General features: G+C 41.1%; 10 protein-coding genes. 1 reads left to right on the top strand and 9 read right to left on the bottom strand.

Translation table 11 applies throughout. The features are described from left to right. Nucleotides 1-50: 50 nt before the first annotated feature. Nucleotides 51-6,215 (bottom strand): non-ribosomal peptide synthetase, encoded by a 6,165-nt coding sequence (locus G630_RS0100130; RefSeq protein WP_026497375.1) that lies wholly within the window; start codon nt 6,213-6,215, stop codon nt 51-53. Between the two features lie 55 nt (nt 6,216-6,270). Next, nucleotides 6,271-7,605: an MATE family efflux transporter gene (locus G630_RS0100125; RefSeq protein WP_026497374.1), complete on the bottom strand. Its 1,335-nt coding sequence runs from the start codon at nt 7,603-7,605 to the stop codon at nt 6,271-6,273. A gap of 208 nt (nt 7,606-7,813) precedes the next feature. Between G630_RS0100125 and G630_RS20090 the strand changes: the two genes are divergently transcribed. After that, nucleotides 7,814-8,842, top strand: coding sequence for a DUF3089 domain-containing protein (locus tag G630_RS20090; RefSeq protein WP_049946019.1), 1,029 nt, complete (start codon nt 7,814-7,816; stop codon nt 8,840-8,842). Nucleotides 8,843-8,846: 4 nt separating this feature from the next. Here the strand turns inward: G630_RS20090 and G630_RS0100115 are convergent, their stop codons facing one another. The 7 genes from G630_RS0100115 to G630_RS20085 are packed head-to-tail and all read right to left on the bottom strand — an operon-like array spanning nt 8,847 to nt 15,869. Further along, nucleotides 8,847-9,857: an ABC transporter permease gene (locus G630_RS0100115; RefSeq protein ID WP_044958355.1), complete on the bottom strand. Its 1,011-nt coding sequence runs from the start codon at nt 9,855-9,857 to the stop codon at nt 8,847-8,849. Nucleotides 9,858-9,902: 45 nt separating this feature from the next. Further along, nucleotides 9,903-10,841 (bottom strand): ABC transporter permease, encoded by a 939-nt coding sequence (locus G630_RS0100110; protein ID WP_022760230.1) that lies wholly within the window; start codon nt 10,839-10,841, stop codon nt 9,903-9,905. A gap of 11 nt (nt 10,842-10,852) precedes the next feature. Next, nucleotides 10,853-12,493 carry a peptide ABC transporter substrate-binding protein gene (locus tag G630_RS0100105; protein WP_026497372.1) on the bottom strand — a complete coding sequence of 547 codons (1,641 nt, stop codon included), beginning with the start codon at nt 12,491-12,493 and terminating at the stop codon, nt 10,853-10,855. Continuing rightward, on the bottom strand, nt 12,490-13,410 hold the full coding sequence (locus tag G630_RS0100100; protein ID WP_330363732.1) for an ABC transporter ATP-binding protein: 921 nt from the start codon (nt 13,408-13,410) through the stop codon (nt 12,490-12,492). The genes G630_RS0100105 and G630_RS0100100 overlap by 4 nt, the downstream gene beginning before the upstream one ends. Next, nucleotides 13,397-14,473, bottom strand: a complete 1,077-nt coding sequence (locus G630_RS0100095; RefSeq protein WP_022760233.1) for an ABC transporter ATP-binding protein — start codon at nt 14,471-14,473, stop codon at nt 13,397-13,399. The genes G630_RS0100100 and G630_RS0100095 overlap by 14 nt, the downstream gene beginning before the upstream one ends. A 3-nt stretch (nt 14,474-14,476) precedes the next feature. Next, complete coding sequence (locus tag G630_RS0100090) at nt 14,477-14,977, bottom strand: HAD family hydrolase (protein ID WP_026497370.1); 501 nt, start codon at nt 14,975-14,977, stop codon at nt 14,477-14,479. Between the two features lie 4 nt (nt 14,978-14,981). Continuing rightward, a complete protein-coding gene (locus tag G630_RS20085; RefSeq protein ID WP_049946018.1) occupies nt 14,982-15,869 on the bottom strand; it encodes a ParB/RepB/Spo0J family partition protein in 888 nt (295 codons plus the stop codon). Nucleotides 15,870-15,898: the final 29 nt, after the last annotated feature.

The following is a 15,898-nucleotide window of genomic DNA, read 5'->3' as shown; positions in this document are numbered from 1 at the left end:
TAATTTCAGGGGCTGTTTCAGATGAAACAGCCCCATTATTTTTTGAATATTTAAGCTTTCACCATCGACTCTAGTATCTTCACATAAAGATCGTGGAAAGTCAGAATATTTTCTTTATCAAATATCTCTTCCACATACTCGAGTTCCGCATCAAAACCGCCGTCACCATATTCATTCTCAAGAAGTTCCAGCTCTAGGCGTGCACTGGCAGCAGAATACGGATCCTCCAGTTCAATGAATTCCGGTCCCAGTTCATCGAGCTCATCCGCATTAATTCCAAGCTGCAAATTGACCTCCATTGGATCGGAATTAAATGCTGAATCAAAGCCCGTGAAATAGTCATAGGAACAATGAGCTATGCCCTCTCCGATCTGGCGTTTAACTTCAAAAAGTAGGTCTGACGGATTATCATACTTCGAAACATCAACACCCACAGGAAGGTTCTTAATAAGAAGTCCTACGGCATGCTCCGCTTCAGGAGACAATCTGTCATTATATATCCAGTTGCACATTACCTTATCTTCTTTTTCATGCTCAGACAAAGCTACAAGTGCGCTTGTAATAGCCATACACGAATGAGTAACTCCCCATTTCTCCTCTGCCTTTTTGACCTGCTCAGCATCAAAATCAAGACGCACCATTCTTCCGGCAGAAGAATTCTTATTGGACTTATGATCCGGTGTAACGATTATCTTAAAGCCCTCAGCATTCTTTCCGTACTGAGCCTCAAAATATTCCCTGTCAGCATCGTAGATTCCCTTTTCACGCCCAAGTGCTGCATTCTCAAGAAGTGTAAAATAGAAATCTCTTTTAAGCTCCCTTCCATAATAAGCATCTGTCACATCCTGAAGGAGCACGCCAAGTGATCCTCCATCCATAAGCAGGTGATGAACATCCAGGAAGAAGTAGCTATGCTCACCGGTTCTGAATACTCTTGTTCTAAACAAACAGGATTTCAGGATTTTCCTAAAAGGAACGACAAGCGTCTTAGCAAGTCCGCCTATATCACTCTCCTCAATATGTTCAACAGTCACTCCCGAAAAGATTGAAGGATCATATCTCTGCTGAAGCTCACAATCGTCATTGTACTCAAAAACAACACACAAGCCCGGATGATTCCTGATAGCCGTGTTAACAGCATCGCATAACTTATCGGCATCGATTTCTTTACCAAATCGAACCAGTATATGCATGTTGCTCCACATCGAAGAACCGGGATTATAGAGCTGATAATCAACCATCTTAATCTGCATTGAAGACAAACCATAGGTCTTTGTTCTCGCCTTGTCGTCAATTTCTACAGGGTCTCCCATCGAACTTCTGGAATTAACAACAAGAGCTATTTCCTTCGGAGTCTTCTTCTGGAAAATGTCAGCTGCGGTAAGTCCATCTATAGCAACCTCCGAAAGAACCGCCATCGCCTTTAACGAATCTCCGCCAAGTTCAAAGAAATCATCCGCCGTACCGATAGAGCCTGCCTCAAGCGATAGAGCCTTCTCAAATGCCTCGCATAGCTTCTTCTCAACCTCATTCTCGGGAGCGACATATTCAGCCTGAAGCTCGGAAGCATCAGGAACTGGCAGAGCTTTTCTGTCAATCTTGCCGTTAACCGTAAGCGGCATATCATCAACCCGCCTGAATACCTGTGGAACCATGTATTCCGGAAGTTTCCCCTTTATAAATTCCTTATATGCATCAATATCCGGTCCGTTCTCTGAGTCTGCACCGGTTGCCACTTCGCAGGAATAATAACCTGCCAGAAATTCCTTGCCACCCGTCTTAATTACCCTGACAGCTGCTGCCTTAATTCCTGCAAATTCGGACATGACCTTCTCAATTTCATCAAGCTCGATTCTAAAGCCGCGAAGCTTGATCTGATTATCTATTCTTCCGAATATACGAACCTTACCATTATCCGCCCAGGAACAGAGATCACCGCTGTGATATGCCTTCTGTCCCTTATGCTCGAAAAATGCAGCCGCAGTCTTCTCGGGAAGATTCACATATCCGCGTCCAACCTGGTCACCTGCTATGATCAGTTCTCCTCTAAGTCCTACAGGCAACTCATTTCCGAATTTGTCAAAGATATAAAAGGCTGTATTAGCTATAGGATTACCTATCGTTACATTTGCGGGATCATCGACAACATCTGCAGAGCATCCCATAGTGCACTCTGTAGGTCCGTAAACGTTCAATATTACGCTATCATCTCGAAGGCTCCTGAGGTTGTCGTACAAAGGAGCAGGAAATGCCTCAGCGCCTATGTCAAAGAAAGTCAGATTCTTAATAGCATCCCTTGATACCGGTATCCCAAGAAGGCTTGAAAGATATGTAGGAGTGCAGGTAATACCGTTTACACCATTTTCATTAACAAGCTTTGCGAAAAGCTCAGGGTCATGTATCTCATCCTCAGTTGCAATCACTACCGTGTTGCCGTTAGTAAGCGGAACAAACTGCTCAACCACGGAAACATCAAAGGAAAATGATGCCAGAGCAAGACATACCCTGCCCTCATCAGCATAGTTCATTATTTCAACGGACTTCTCATTTCTGTGGCAGTAATTGAAAATATTTCCATGTTCAATCATTACCCCCTTAGGTCTCCCGGTGGATCCGGAGGTATAAATGCAATATGCCAGGTCATGTCTATCGGACTTGTACGGAGTGAAAGCACCCTTATTAACATTCCCGGTACCGGCCTCGATTATTTCTTCAAAAGTTACCACTTTGTATCCATTGTCACAAAGCCCCTCCCTGGCTTCTTTAATTTCCCCGGATGTAACCAGTATAGGAATCTCAGCATCCTTCATGCAAAAATCAATTCTTTCATCAGGATACTCAGGAATGAAAGGCACAAAAGCTCCACCGGCCTTTAATATTCCATTTTCAAGGGCATAGACATCGATCGACCTATCCAGGAGAACTCCCACAGGCACATCTTTTCCCACTCCAAGGCCTGATAAGAAGCATCCGATGCTGTCCGATAACACATCCAGTTCTTTAAAAGTAAGGGACTTTCCGTTACAGATTACCGCTTTCTTATCAGGAGACTTCTTGGCATAGGCAGCAATCTGCTCATGCACAGGTACAAACTCAATAGGAAAAGCCGTCTCATTAAATCCTGAAATCTTCTCTTTTTCGGCATCGCTCATCATCACGATATCGCCGATATTCTCACATTCAAGAAGCCCTTTTGCCACAATAAAGAGATGATCGGCAAAGATCTTTATCCACTTCTCGGAGAACTTCTCATTTCTGTACTCAATAGTCATGTTGTAGAAGCCATCGGTAGAAAACAGCTGAATCGACATGCAGCCTGTGACCATGCCTGTATGGTAATGTTCCATAAAGTAAGAATTGCTCTTAAGGAGCTGTTCTCCTCCGTCTTTTCCCATCTTATCCGTAAAAAGATCCCCCTGGAAAATGAGCTCCACATCCTCATTTACCGGACAGTTTTTTAACACCTCATCAAACGAATAAATATCATTGCTCATATTGGCAAAGATCTGTTTACTTACATCTGACAGAAAGTCTTTTACGGATTTATCCCCGGTAAGATCTCCGTATACAGGAATTCTCTTTATCAGAGTGCCTATTGTATTCTCCATTTCGCTTAATGATCTCCCGTTATAAACCATGGAGAAAGAAACCTGGTCGGAATATAAATACTTTCCAAGAAGGATTGCCATAGCACCCATGAAAAAGGCGCCTTCACTTATCTGATTTTCAAGGCAGAATTTCTTAACTGTCTCTGCTTTAAGAGTATCTGGTTCATATCTGTAGTTCTGACTGACACCGGGCGTAAGAGGATGGTTAAGGTCTCCTGCAAGCGGATCGATTCCATCCATTTTGGCAAATAGTTTTTTATAATAATCTGCTGCCTTATCATGAGCACCATTCTGAAGAAGCAACTGTTCATATAAGCCTGCCTGCTGAACCAGGAATCCATCCTTTTGGAGCTCAGTTCCATGAATAGCCCTGTTAAGATCTGATATAATGAGACTAATAGATGTTGCATCCGATGCAATAAGGTGTGTCCTAAGAATCAGATAGCAGCACTTTTCACTCTTATAAACAGCAAAATTAAACAGCAGATTATCAAGTACCTTAACCACCGGCATGTAGCTTTTTAAAAATGTAAGTCTGTCCTCATCTTTTCCTTCAAATACAGGTACTTCCACCTTGGCATCAGGAACAAACTCAGAATATGGAAGCTCATTTTCCCTGCATCTGATCATATATTTCATCGAAGGGTGAGCATCGAAGAGCTTGTGCACGGCATCAATAATCCGGTTCTCATCAATCTCAGGGGCCGCTTCCATCATATACTGCATAGTATATGTTTCTTTATTCCCTCCCGTAATTCCTTCAAGATAAATTCCAAGTTGAGTTTTCGTAAGAGGATATTCATCCCTGTCAAGCTGTGGAATACCTAGCTTGTCTCCGGAATTCTCTATAAAATCAGCAAGTTCCCCCGGAGTGGGATGTTCATTAACATCGCCGTATGAAACAGAATATCCCTCTTCAGATAATTTGGATAAAAACTTCGTTACACTAAGAGACGTGCCTCCATATTCGAAGAAATCCGCATTCTTTCCAAGACCATCCATATTTAGAACAGTCTCGAACAGGTTGCATATCTTTTTTTCAAGTTCCGTCTCCGGAGCAACATAATCACTTCTGTTAACTGTAATGGGCATCTCAAGAAGCTTGACACGATCAATCTTCTTGTTTGCATTAAGCGGCATTTCATCAAGATAGACAAAAGCAGAAGGAACCATATAAACAGGAAGTTTGACCTTCAAAAAATCCGAAAGTGTATTTTTTGTATACTCCTCTTTAGCTGTGTAAAAGGCTGCAAGGAAATCCTCTGCCCCGTTATTTCTCATAAGGACCTTACACTGCTTAACTCCCTCAAACTCACGCAATACGCTCTCAATTTCTCCAAGTTCTATTCTCTGCCCATGGAGCTTAACCATATCATCTTTTCTTCCGACAAGATGGTATTCCCCCGCACTATCCTTAAATGCAATATCTCCTGTTTTGTAGTATCTTTCTCCGTCCAGTACCGTAAATGAAGACTTATTTTTCTCATTATTCCCCTGATATCCGACAGTAACTGCAGGTGAAGCAACAAGAAGTTCACCGTTTTCATCCACTCTTAGCTGATTATGATTATCCCCTTTGCTGTCTACAATATAAGCTGTAGCCATAGGCAGAGGTTTTCCTATGCTTATCTTCCTATCCTCAGAGGTAAACAGCTTGCATACGGAAATTCCATTTAATTCCGTGGCGCCAAATCCGTTAATTATGTGAATCCAGGGATTGATCTTAAAGACAGGCTCCATTACACTTTCATCCATGACTTCTCCAGCCAGGAACAGAATATCAAGAATTGCCAGAGCAGGTTTTGTTCCCTTTACATCAAGAAAAGTTTTAATAAAAGATGGCGTAGCAAAAACACTCTGAACCTCATATTCAAGCATCTTTGAGGCAAGCACTTCCATATCCCTGTAATCTTCTTCAGGAATAAAAAGGACACTTCCGCCGTTATATAGTATCGCATAGTCTAAGAGCGACATAACAAACGATATCTGGGTCACGGCCATAGTAAGCTTCTTGAAATTGTAATATTCAAAAATCGGGCAATCTCCTGTCTTTGTGTTTACTATATACGCATCTGCGTAGGCAGTATTTCTTACACCCTTAGGCACCCCCGTAGAGCCTGAAGTATAAATGATATGAGTAAGTCTGTCTCCCTTTATCTTCGGAAGTTCCTTAGGTTCTCCTTCGTAGGATAAAATTTCTTCAACAAAGAGAACTTGAAAATCCATATCCTTAAGTTCATCTTTTCTGTCAAGAATTTCTTTGGTTGTTATAAATACCCCGGCACCGGCATTTTTCAGGCAATAGGCTATTCTCTCTTCCGGGTATTCATCAGTCATTGGAATATATGCAAATCCGGCGCGAACTATCCCAAGTTCCAGTGGGAAAACATAAGATTTTCTGTCAAGAAGAAGTCCTATAGGGGTACCCTCTTCCATCTCACCACACTTTGAAAGAATCCCATAAGCCGCCTTATCAGATAATTCATCAAGGTTTCTGTATGTAAGTATCCTATCCTTGGCAATAATAGCTGTCTGATCAGGTATACTTTGCGCATTTTGTTTGATCTTATCAGGAATAAAAACCATTTCGGAATACTCTTTTGTCATTATCAGCACCTCTCGATCTTTACATTTTTCTGACTCGTTACATATTTCCCAGCTGTTATACAGATATATCTTTTCTATATCTTGTTTTATTTAGAATAACCACTATTACGATAGTAATAATTTCCGCCACCAGAGCTGTGTACCATATCGAGTCTTTACCAAATAAGTAAGGAAGCAGATAAACCAGTACTATCGGCATAAAGAAGCTTCTTGTAAAAGCAATAATCGCAGACGAAAGTCCATCCGATATTCCTGTAAAAAATGATGATGAAAACATATTTACTCCGGAAAGGAGAAATGCCGCTCCGCAAACTCTGAGTGCATAAGTGGACATATCTGCAAGAACCGTATCATATCCCACAAATATCTGTGAAATCAGAGGGCTAAAGACCATAGATATCGCCAGCATAATACTACCCCAGATCAAAGAAAGTTTTATTCCCTCATTACGAAGCCTTGTAAGCTCATCATAGTTTTTCTCTCCAAATCTATAACCGAAGACAGGAATCATTGCTATACCAAAGCCCATAAATACAGCATAGAATATTCCGGTTACATATTCCGTAACGGCATAAGCAGAAACGCCTCTTGTTGCAAGAAGAGTAATGAGTCGCTTATTGAAAATAATAGCAACAACTGCATAAGAAACAGCATCAACCATCTCAGAGGATCCGTTGCCCAGAGCCTGTCCGATATAGTTCACATGAATCTTAAATGAAGTGAGGTGAAGGTTATGCTTTTTATCAACAAAATAGCGAACCGCCACAACCAGGCTGACGCACCAGGCAATGCCCGTTGCAACAGCAGCACCGGTTAGTCCAAACCCCAAAATTCCCACGAACAGGAAATCAAGTATTATATTAGTTACAGCATTCACCACAGAAACAATCAGTCCAAGCCTTCCCTCATCGGCAGTAACCAGGTACTCCTGAAAGGCATAATTCATCATCTCCGCAGGCATAAAAACTGCCAGTATTCTTCCGTATGCAGCACAATACGGAACAAGTTCATCAGTTGCACCTACTATTTTCGCGATCTGTGTCATGAACACAAATGCCACCGCAGACACGATAGTACCAAAAATAAGAAGAAAAATACTGAGCATGGACAATGTCTGCCTTGCTTCTTCGTCCTTTCCCTCTCCGAGCAAAGCTGCAATAATAGCGCTTCCGCCTGCTCCAACCACAAGTCCCAAAGACATCAAAAGGGCCAGAGGCGGAAATATCATATTTTCGGCAGCGAATACTTCCTCACCGAGAAAATTGGAAATAAAATAGCCGTCGACAACCTGATAAGTGTTATCAACCAGCTGCATTCCAATACAGGGAAGTGAAAACAGAATCATTTTTTTCAGAGTGAATTTATCGGAAATTTTAATGGTTTCTTTCATAATAATCATCCCGTTTTTAGAGTTGTCTGTAACAAATTAATTTTACAACACGCAGGCCTGATTAGCTCCTTAAATTTATCGTTTTTATGATAAATACTTTATTAAAATTTTATAAAATCAAAGTATTTTAATAATAAAAGGCTCATAATATATCCATAGTCTCATATACTTTCGCAATAATAATTGTCATATGTCAGGAGGATGAAAAATGGTTACAGCAAAGAAGTTTCTTTCTACACTTTTCTCATGTGTTCTAGCACTATCATTTATTATTTCTGCCAATATAAAAGTTACAGCAGCTGAAAATGTCAACGTCCTTCCTTTTACCAGTCCGCTTAATTACGCAGACAGCAGCAACTGGCTATATGATGGTATCGGCGATGACAAACCTGTTGACGTCTTTATAGTTGCACCGTCAGTAGATGTTAAAAGTGAGATCAATTCGGCGATTACGCCCGGATATAAAAAGAGCTTCAGAAATGCCATGAATCAACAGCAGGCCCTCTATGCATATACCGCAAAACTGTATGCACCCTATTACAGACAGGCCGCTTTGAAAGCCTATGAATATGATCCGATAACCAGGGAGAAGATACTTGCCAATGCATATATAGATGTTTCGGCATCCTTCAAATATTATCTTGAGCACAAGAATAACGGCAGACCTATAATCCTTGCTGGCTTTTCACAGGGCGCAGATATGTGCTACAGACTTCTTCAGGAATATTATGGAGGAGATAGTGAAAGGGCAACCGCTCTTAGAAATAACCTTGTTGCAGTATATGCAATCGGTTGGAATATGACAGAGGATATGGTACAGAAGTACCCTCAGATAAAGCCTGCCACAGGTGAGCTTGATACAGGCGTTGTAATAAGCTATGACTGTGAAGACGGGAATGTAACAGACAGTATCATCACTCCAAAAGGAACAAGAGCCCTCTCCATCAATCCGTTAAACTGGAGAACAGACAGCAAAGTGGCAGATAAAAAACTCAATAAAGGCAGCGTTACGCAGGATTCTGCCGGTGCGATAACCTCCTGCACAGTTGGTGCCTATGGCGCATACATAGATCCCGAAAGAGGTACTTTGATCGTCACAGGAATTGACACCAATCAGTATCCTGCAGGATTATCCATATTCCCCACCGGCTCACTTCATCTTTATGATAATTTCCTGTTCTTTGTTAATCTTCAGGATAATATACAAAAAAGAACCACTGCCTTTCTCGAAAGATAGGGACTTACTCAAACGCATCCTTTAGTCCTTCTGCCACAAGATTTGCCGATATCATCAGAAGGACAAGAAGTATCATAGGCGGAATAAGTGTATATGGGTGGATCAGGCAATTATCAAAACCTTCGGAAATAAGTCTTCCAAGGGAGCAGCTTCCAACAGGAAGTCCAAGTCCCACAAAGCTGAGGAAAGTTTCAAAAAAGATTGCCGTTGGGATGGACACCATAAGTTCAGTTACCAGGGATTCAAAAATATTGGGAAGTATTTCCCTGAACAAAATAAAGAAATCGCCCGCTCCAAGTGTTCTGGCAGCGAGAATATATTCCCTGTCCTTAAGCTTAAATACCTGAGCTCTGGCAATAATACTCATCTCCATCCAGCCAGTCAGCATAATAGCTATGATAATAGAACTGATACCGGGCTTAAATACCAGCATCAAAAGCGTTACAACCACAAGGGTGGGAATACTGCTAAGCACGTCCACTATTTGTTGCATGATTAGATCTGTCTTTCCACCTATATACCCGGATATCATTCCGTAGTTCATACCGATAACCAGTGAAATCATGCCTGCTGCCAAGGCAATAAGAAGAGACACCTGCATGCCTTTGAAGCATCTCGAAAACAGATCCCTTCCCAGCTGATCGGTTCCAAATAAATAGGCCGTGTCATCTATGGAAAGTTCTTCATATTTATTAACTGTTCTCTCTCCAGTTGTATAAGGTATTCTCTCCGAGCCGTTTAAAATTCCGGGTATCTTAGGAGCTACAAAGCTTCGATCCGGATTCTGTGCATCTATCGCTTTTCCCGAAAGAGCAGGAATAAGTATACTGGCAAGAACAAGTATAGTTAGTGTAATAAGCCCAAACATTGCTGCCTTATTCCTCTTATATCTTCTGAGCGCAGTTTTAAACCTTCCTTCACCCGAGAAGGTAGTATCTATCTCCATATCATCAGTTCTGACCGCCACTTCAAAATCTTCCGCAGTAAAACCATCCTCATATTTTTCGATTGCCATAGTTCTACCCTTTCTTAATCAAGCTACTTTTAACCGGCTCTGTTATTACTTACCGGCACCTCCGGATACTCGTATTCTGGGATCTATAAGTCCATAAACCAGATCCAGAACAAGTCTTGCAACCACATATATAACCGCATAAACAAAGCTCAGTGCTATTACCACGTTGTAGTCATTAGCTGTTATTGCGGTGGTAAGAAGCGCCCCAATTCCCGGTATGGAAAAAATTCTCTCTGTAACGAGAGATCCCGTAAGAAGTGAAACCAACAGCATTGCCATCACCGTTATTACAGGAATCATTGAATTACGAAGAACATACCCAAACAATATCTCTTTCTCCGAAATCCCCTGACTCCTTGCAAAGAGCACATAGTCTGACTTAAGAACCATAGTTGCTTCATCCCTTGTGAACTTCATAACAACTCCCATAACGCCTATTGAAAGTGCAATCACAGGCATAATGGAGGTTCTTACCGGAATTCTGAAATCATATAGAAGAGGCAAAGCTTTCCATCTAAATCCGACATAATAATTCAGTAATATAGCAAAAATATATGAGGGAACAGACACTCCAAGTATACTGATTATCATGCATATTACGTCCATGGCTTTTCCTCTGTTAAATGCTGCAAGAAAGCCAAGTGCAAGCCCCGCAATGCTTCCGATAAGCATTGCCGCACCTCCTACCTGCATGGAAACCGGTAGTCTTGTGCTGATAAGCGACGCAACAGGAGTATTAACCGAAATGCTGTAGCTATCACCAAAATCCCCATGAAGCATATTTATCATATATACTCCAAATCGGTATATGACAGGTTTATCCAGCCCATAAGCTTCATATAGCACCTGCTTTTGCTCTTCGCTTAGCTTCTCATCGTTAAACGGAGATCCGGGCATCAATTCCATAAGCATGAATAGTATAAAAATTATAAGGATAAGAGATAAAACTGATATCAATATTTTTTTGATAGTATATTTAACCATTTTTCTCTCCTTTACCTATTCTTAGAAACCCACGTCGGATCCAAAGTCGAGCCGTTAAAGTTAAACACCACATCCTTAACCCCGCCGGATATCAGCCATGCATCCCCTTTTGCATATATAGGAAAATAGAGACTCTCTTCCATCAGCAAATCCTCTGCTTCATGAAGCATTTCGAATCTGCGAGTAGGATCTGTTTCAATCACTGCATCATCTAAAAGCTTGTCATATTTTTCGCTTTTAAGGTCCGCATAATCATATTTCGACGTAGATATAAATAGTGACAAGAATGTATTGGGATCTGAATAATCGGCTCCCCACCCGGCTACATATAGATCATTTTCTTTTTTATCCAGTTCATCCCAATACTGCTTGGCAGGAATAACCTTTGCATCAATACTTAGCCCCGGAAGATTATTCTCCCACTCATTAATAATCATCTCTATCACAGTTTCATCATTGGGTCTGCATATTAGCGAAAGCTCAAGTGCTTTTGTGTTTATTTCATCAAGTCCCTGCTGCCAGTATTCCAGCGCTTTCTCCTTATCATAGGCACATACATCGCTATATTCACCCGGCTCTTTCACATAGTCATTTCCGTTGGTATCAAGACTGAAGTTTTCGGGAACAAACCTTTCCAGCGGTGCAGTTCCTCTCTTTGTTATATTTCTTACAATACTTTCCCGGTTAATTGACTTTATAAGTGCACGCCTTATATTTTTATTTTTGAGTGCGCTGTTATGAGCCGGAACCGTACCCATATAAAATATGCTTCCTGAAGCATTCTCTGTAACGTTCTCGTCATCTTCTGCCAGCTCCTGTATAGAACCTGAAAGATTTATAACATCCAGTGCACCACTCTCATAGCACATCATCGCCTGCTGGCCGCTTTGTACATATCTTATTGAAATACCAGAAAGCTGTACTGCCTCAGAATCGTAATAATAGGGGTTCTTACTGTAATGAACCTGGGTATCAAATGGTTCATAGCGATCTATGTAGAATGGCCCGCTTCCTAAAATATATTCGGCCTTTGTGGCATAAAGGCTCCCGCATTTTTCAACAAAAGATCTGCTGCAGGGTGCACTGCATGAAGTTGCAAGAGTGCTGATAAAATATGGGCATGGTCTTTCCAATTCTATCACCAGCGTCCTGTCATCAGGTGCAGAGACCCCTAGTTCCGACAAAGGTAGCTGTCCCTCATTAACTGCCTGTATATTCTTCACCTCGCAAATATCATGAAAGACAAAAATTGCGCTGCTTCCTGATAACGGATCTGCAATTCTTTGAAAAGCATAAACAAAATCCTCCGCTGTTATCGGTGTTCCGTCACTGTACTTTATATCGTCCCTCAGCTTTATCGTGTAGATAAGCCCATCTTCAGATGCTTCATAACCTGCTGCCAGATCCTCTTTAATTTCACCGTTTACATCTTTGAAAAGTGTTGAGATCATTGGCCTTAGGTAATCAGTGGAAGCTGAATCAAAAGCCATCTGCGCATCCATCGTAATAGGCAAATTTGCAAATCCGATATTGAGTTCTTTCTCCGCATCTATGTCCGCACTTTCATTTGCACCCGAACAGGCCGTAGCACAGAAAACTATCAGAGCAACTGTCAGCAACGCAATATATCTTTTGCTTACATACCTACTCATATCGATAACCCCCATCTCTCAAATTCACTGTCCGTGCACCATACTTTATGTTTTTCGTTGCCATTTACATCATGCCAAAATCCATTTTCATAGAGAATACCGGAGGTCTCATAGTCATAATGCTCATTCTTCTTAAACTGAACAATTGGATTTGGAATTGGATTGGCGGCAAGGAGATTGCGTGTATAGGGATGCGCAGGATTTTTGAAAATCTCCTCTTCCTCTCCGGTCTCGAGAAGATAGCCGCGGTGAAGAACGCCTATCCTCTGGCACAAATACCTTACCATTGACAGGTCATGGGAAATGAAAAGAAATGCAGTACCGGTTTCCCTGCATATTCGCGATATCATATTTACAATCTGGGCCTGGACAGATGCATCCAAAGCAGCTATGCATTCATCGGCCACAATAAGCTTCGGCTTCATAATAAGGGCTCTTGCTATTCCAACTCTTTGCCTTTGTCCACCGGAAAACTGTCCGGGATATCTCTCTGCTTGTTCTTTTGACAAACCTACAGTTTCAAGAACTTCACTTATCATGCCATCCCGCTCTTCCATGGAAGAATACAGTTTATGGATATCCAGTCCGGCACCAACTATATCCTTAATCTTTTTCTTAGGATTAAGTGATGACATAGGATCCTGAAATATCATCTGGATTTCAGGACATATGGAACGAAGCTCCTTGCCCTCAAAATATATTTTTCCGGATGTTGACCTGTTAAGTCCAATGACGCACTTACCTATCGTGGATTTTCCGGAACCAGATTCCCCGACAAGTCCGTATATCTCGCCTTTGTTTATTGAAAAGCTCACTTTATTTACAGCGGTAAAAGAATTCCTGCCATTTCCAAATCTCATAATCAGGTCTTCGACTTTAAGAAGTGGCTCACTCGCCCTTGTATCACTCATTGACATACGCAGCTGCCTCCATCCTCATTCTCTGAATTCTCTCTTCAAGCTCCTTTGGACGACTTACAGGTTTCGCCCTTTCATCGAGCAGCCAGGTTGCTGCATAATGACTGTTTGATATCTTAAATAAAGGTGCTTCCTTTTTGAAATCAATATTCAGTGCATATGGGTTTCTTTTTGCAAAAGCATCCCCTACGGGTTCCTTTGTAAGAACCGGAGGCGTTCCCGGTATTGAATATAATTCCGTGTGACTGTCACCTACATCCGGTATTGCTGAGAGTAATCCCCAGGTATACGGATGTCTCGGATCGTAGAAAATGTCAACTATAGTCCCGCACTCTATAATTCTTCCGGCATACATGACATTTACGTAGTCTGATGTCTTTGCTACCACTCCAAGATCATGGGTTATATATATTACTGACAGTTCTCTTTTTTGCTGAAGACTTATAATCAGATCGAGTATCTTGTCCTGTATCGTCACATCCAGCGCAGTAGTCGGCTCATCACAAATAAGAATCTCGGGATCAGATGACAAAGCCATTGCTATGACTATCCTTTGCCTCATTCCACCTGAGAATTCATGAGGATACTGCTTCAGTCTTCTTTCAGGTTCGGTTATACCAACTTCCCTAAGCAGGGTGACAGATTTTTCAAAGACTTCATCCTTTGAAAGCTTTGCATGAGCAAGAATTGCCGCTTTAAGCTGACCACCGATTGTCATAGTGGGATTCAGGGAAGTCATAGGATCCTGAAATATCATAGCAATCCTTTTTCCGACGATATTTGTCCTTAGATAAGATGGTGATTGTTTTAGAATATCTATCTCTTTCTCACCATCCTTTAGGATAATACTTCCCTTATTGATAATGGAACCTTCAGGCAAAATACCCATTACAGCTTTCATGGTGATCGACTTGCCTGAACCCGATTCACCAACGAGTGCAACCGTTTCACCTTTTCGAAGGATAAGATCAAGCCCTCTTATGGCATGTATTTTTTCCTTCCCCATAGATATACTTATATCTAGATTACTTATCTTCAAAACTTCCTGCGCTCTGTCAATCATTCTTCATTCCCTCATATTCATCTGCCTTATTTGTTCAGCACGTTCAATTACCTTCTCTGTCCACTCTTCATCCTGTCCTTTTACCTGATAAGCGGTATAACCATATTGCCTTCCCAAGGTACAAACAATATTTTCATCATCAATATGCAGTGAAATCCTATATCTGCTTGGGAGCTTCTGAGGAAGGGTGGTCCCGTTATCTCTCTGGACTTCTCGTAAATGCCTGTCTGCATTAACAATACCGTCAAACTTTACGCCATAATGCTTAAATAATTTGCTTATATATTTCTCAGTACGAAATGATGACGTATATACCCAGACTTCATATCCCATATCCTGAAGCCTTTTTATCAGCTCGGGGGTGCCTAGTCGCAGCCTCTCCTTATATATTTTGTTAAACGGAAATTTTAATTCAGGTTCGGTTTTAACGAAATCCGGATTTACAAAAAGCACTTCATCCAAATCAAACGAGACCCTCATTTTTGCTTCACTTTTATCCGGCATCTCCTTATTCTTCCCCTTTAGTGTCAAATCCTTCAACTATGTTCATCACCATAGCTGACCACTCATTACTCTCTTTGCTTAACTCATATTGTTCGAAATCCTTTGTATCTTTAATAATCCGGACAACCTGTTCATTATCTATATTTATAGTTTCCTTATATTTCATTGTCATAAGTTCTTCGATATTCTTTTTTCGTTCCTCAATATTCCCAACCTTTCTTGCTGTACCTGTCACTATTCCATCTACCTTTGCAGAATATTTATTCAATAATTTCCTAATATATTCCATTGAGTAATACTCTGAAGTAAAAATCCATATATCATATCCTCTGATGCGAAGAAAATGAAATAATGCCGGTATTCCCAGACGGATTTTTTCCTCGAATTTATGCGAAAATAAAGATCGTTTCAAAACCTCGCAGTCTGAGCCTTCATCTGCAAACACAACCTCATCAAGATCAAAGGTTACTCTCTTTTGCCTGTCTGATTTTTTAAGCATTTTTCTTATATCATCTTCCTGTGTAAGGTTTACAATTTCTACAGGCACATTCTGTAGACCCGCATTTCTTGCAGCTGCCCACCTATGATGCCCATTAAGGATAAGATAACCGTCCGGTCTCACTTTTTCGACAATAATCGGCTCTGAAAATGGCATTAGCTCCTTTCTAAGGTTATCTCTGATCTTTTTTTCATATTCAGAAATAATCCTGAAGCTCGGCCCAATACTTTCTGAGCAAAACTCATCATCGGGATTGGGATGAAGGCTTGAACACGGTAGCTCTGTTATCAATAATCTTTCCCATCTGCCAGCTTTAATAGGGAAATAAACTCCCTTGTATTTTTTTATCTCACTTTTTATAAATTCCTTGAATTGATAATTTGTTTCCGCCATAAATAGTCCTTTTCCGGATACTTGATCAT

The organism is Butyrivibrio sp. WCD2001 (assembly GCF_000424485.1).
Lineage (GTDB): Bacteria > Bacillota > Clostridia > Lachnospirales > Lachnospiraceae > Butyrivibrio.
The sequence above is the reverse complement of the archived record's forward strand: the minus strand, read 5'-3'. Positions and strand labels throughout refer to the sequence as shown.

What these genes read in the sequence shown, in the direction of transcription:
- G630_RS0100130 (WP_026497375.1), bottom strand. Translation starts at nt 6,215, where the DNA reads ATGACAAAAGAGTATTCCGAAATGGTTTTTATTCCTGATAAGATCAAA.
- G630_RS0100125 (WP_026497374.1), bottom strand. Translation starts at nt 7,605, where the DNA reads ATGAAAGAAACCATTAAAATTTCCGATAAATTCACTCTGAAAAAAATG.
- G630_RS20090 (WP_049946019.1), top strand. Translation starts at nt 7,814, where the DNA reads ATGGTTACAGCAAAGAAGTTTCTTTCTACACTTTTCTCATGTGTTCTA.
- G630_RS0100115 (WP_044958355.1), bottom strand. Translation starts at nt 9,857, where the DNA reads ATGGCAATCGAAAAATATGAGGATGGTTTTACTGCGGAAGATTTTGAA.
- G630_RS0100110 (WP_022760230.1), bottom strand. Translation starts at nt 10,841, where the DNA reads ATGGTTAAATATACTATCAAAAAAATATTGATATCAGTTTTATCTCTT.
- G630_RS0100105 (WP_026497372.1), bottom strand. Translation starts at nt 12,493, where the DNA reads ATGAGTAGGTATGTAAGCAAAAGATATATTGCGTTGCTGACAGTTGCT.
- G630_RS0100100 (WP_330363732.1), bottom strand. Translation starts at nt 13,410, where the DNA reads ATGTCAATGAGTGATACAAGGGCGAGTGAGCCACTTCTTAAAGTCGAA.
- G630_RS0100095 (WP_022760233.1), bottom strand. Translation starts at nt 14,473, where the DNA reads ATGATTGACAGAGCGCAGGAAGTTTTGAAGATAAGTAATCTAGATATA.
- G630_RS0100090 (WP_026497370.1), bottom strand. Translation starts at nt 14,977, where the DNA reads ATGCCGGATAAAAGTGAAGCAAAAATGAGGGTCTCGTTTGATTTGGAT.
- G630_RS20085 (WP_049946018.1), bottom strand. Translation starts at nt 15,869, where the DNA reads ATGGCGGAAACAAATTATCAATTCAAGGAATTTATAAAAAGTGAGATA.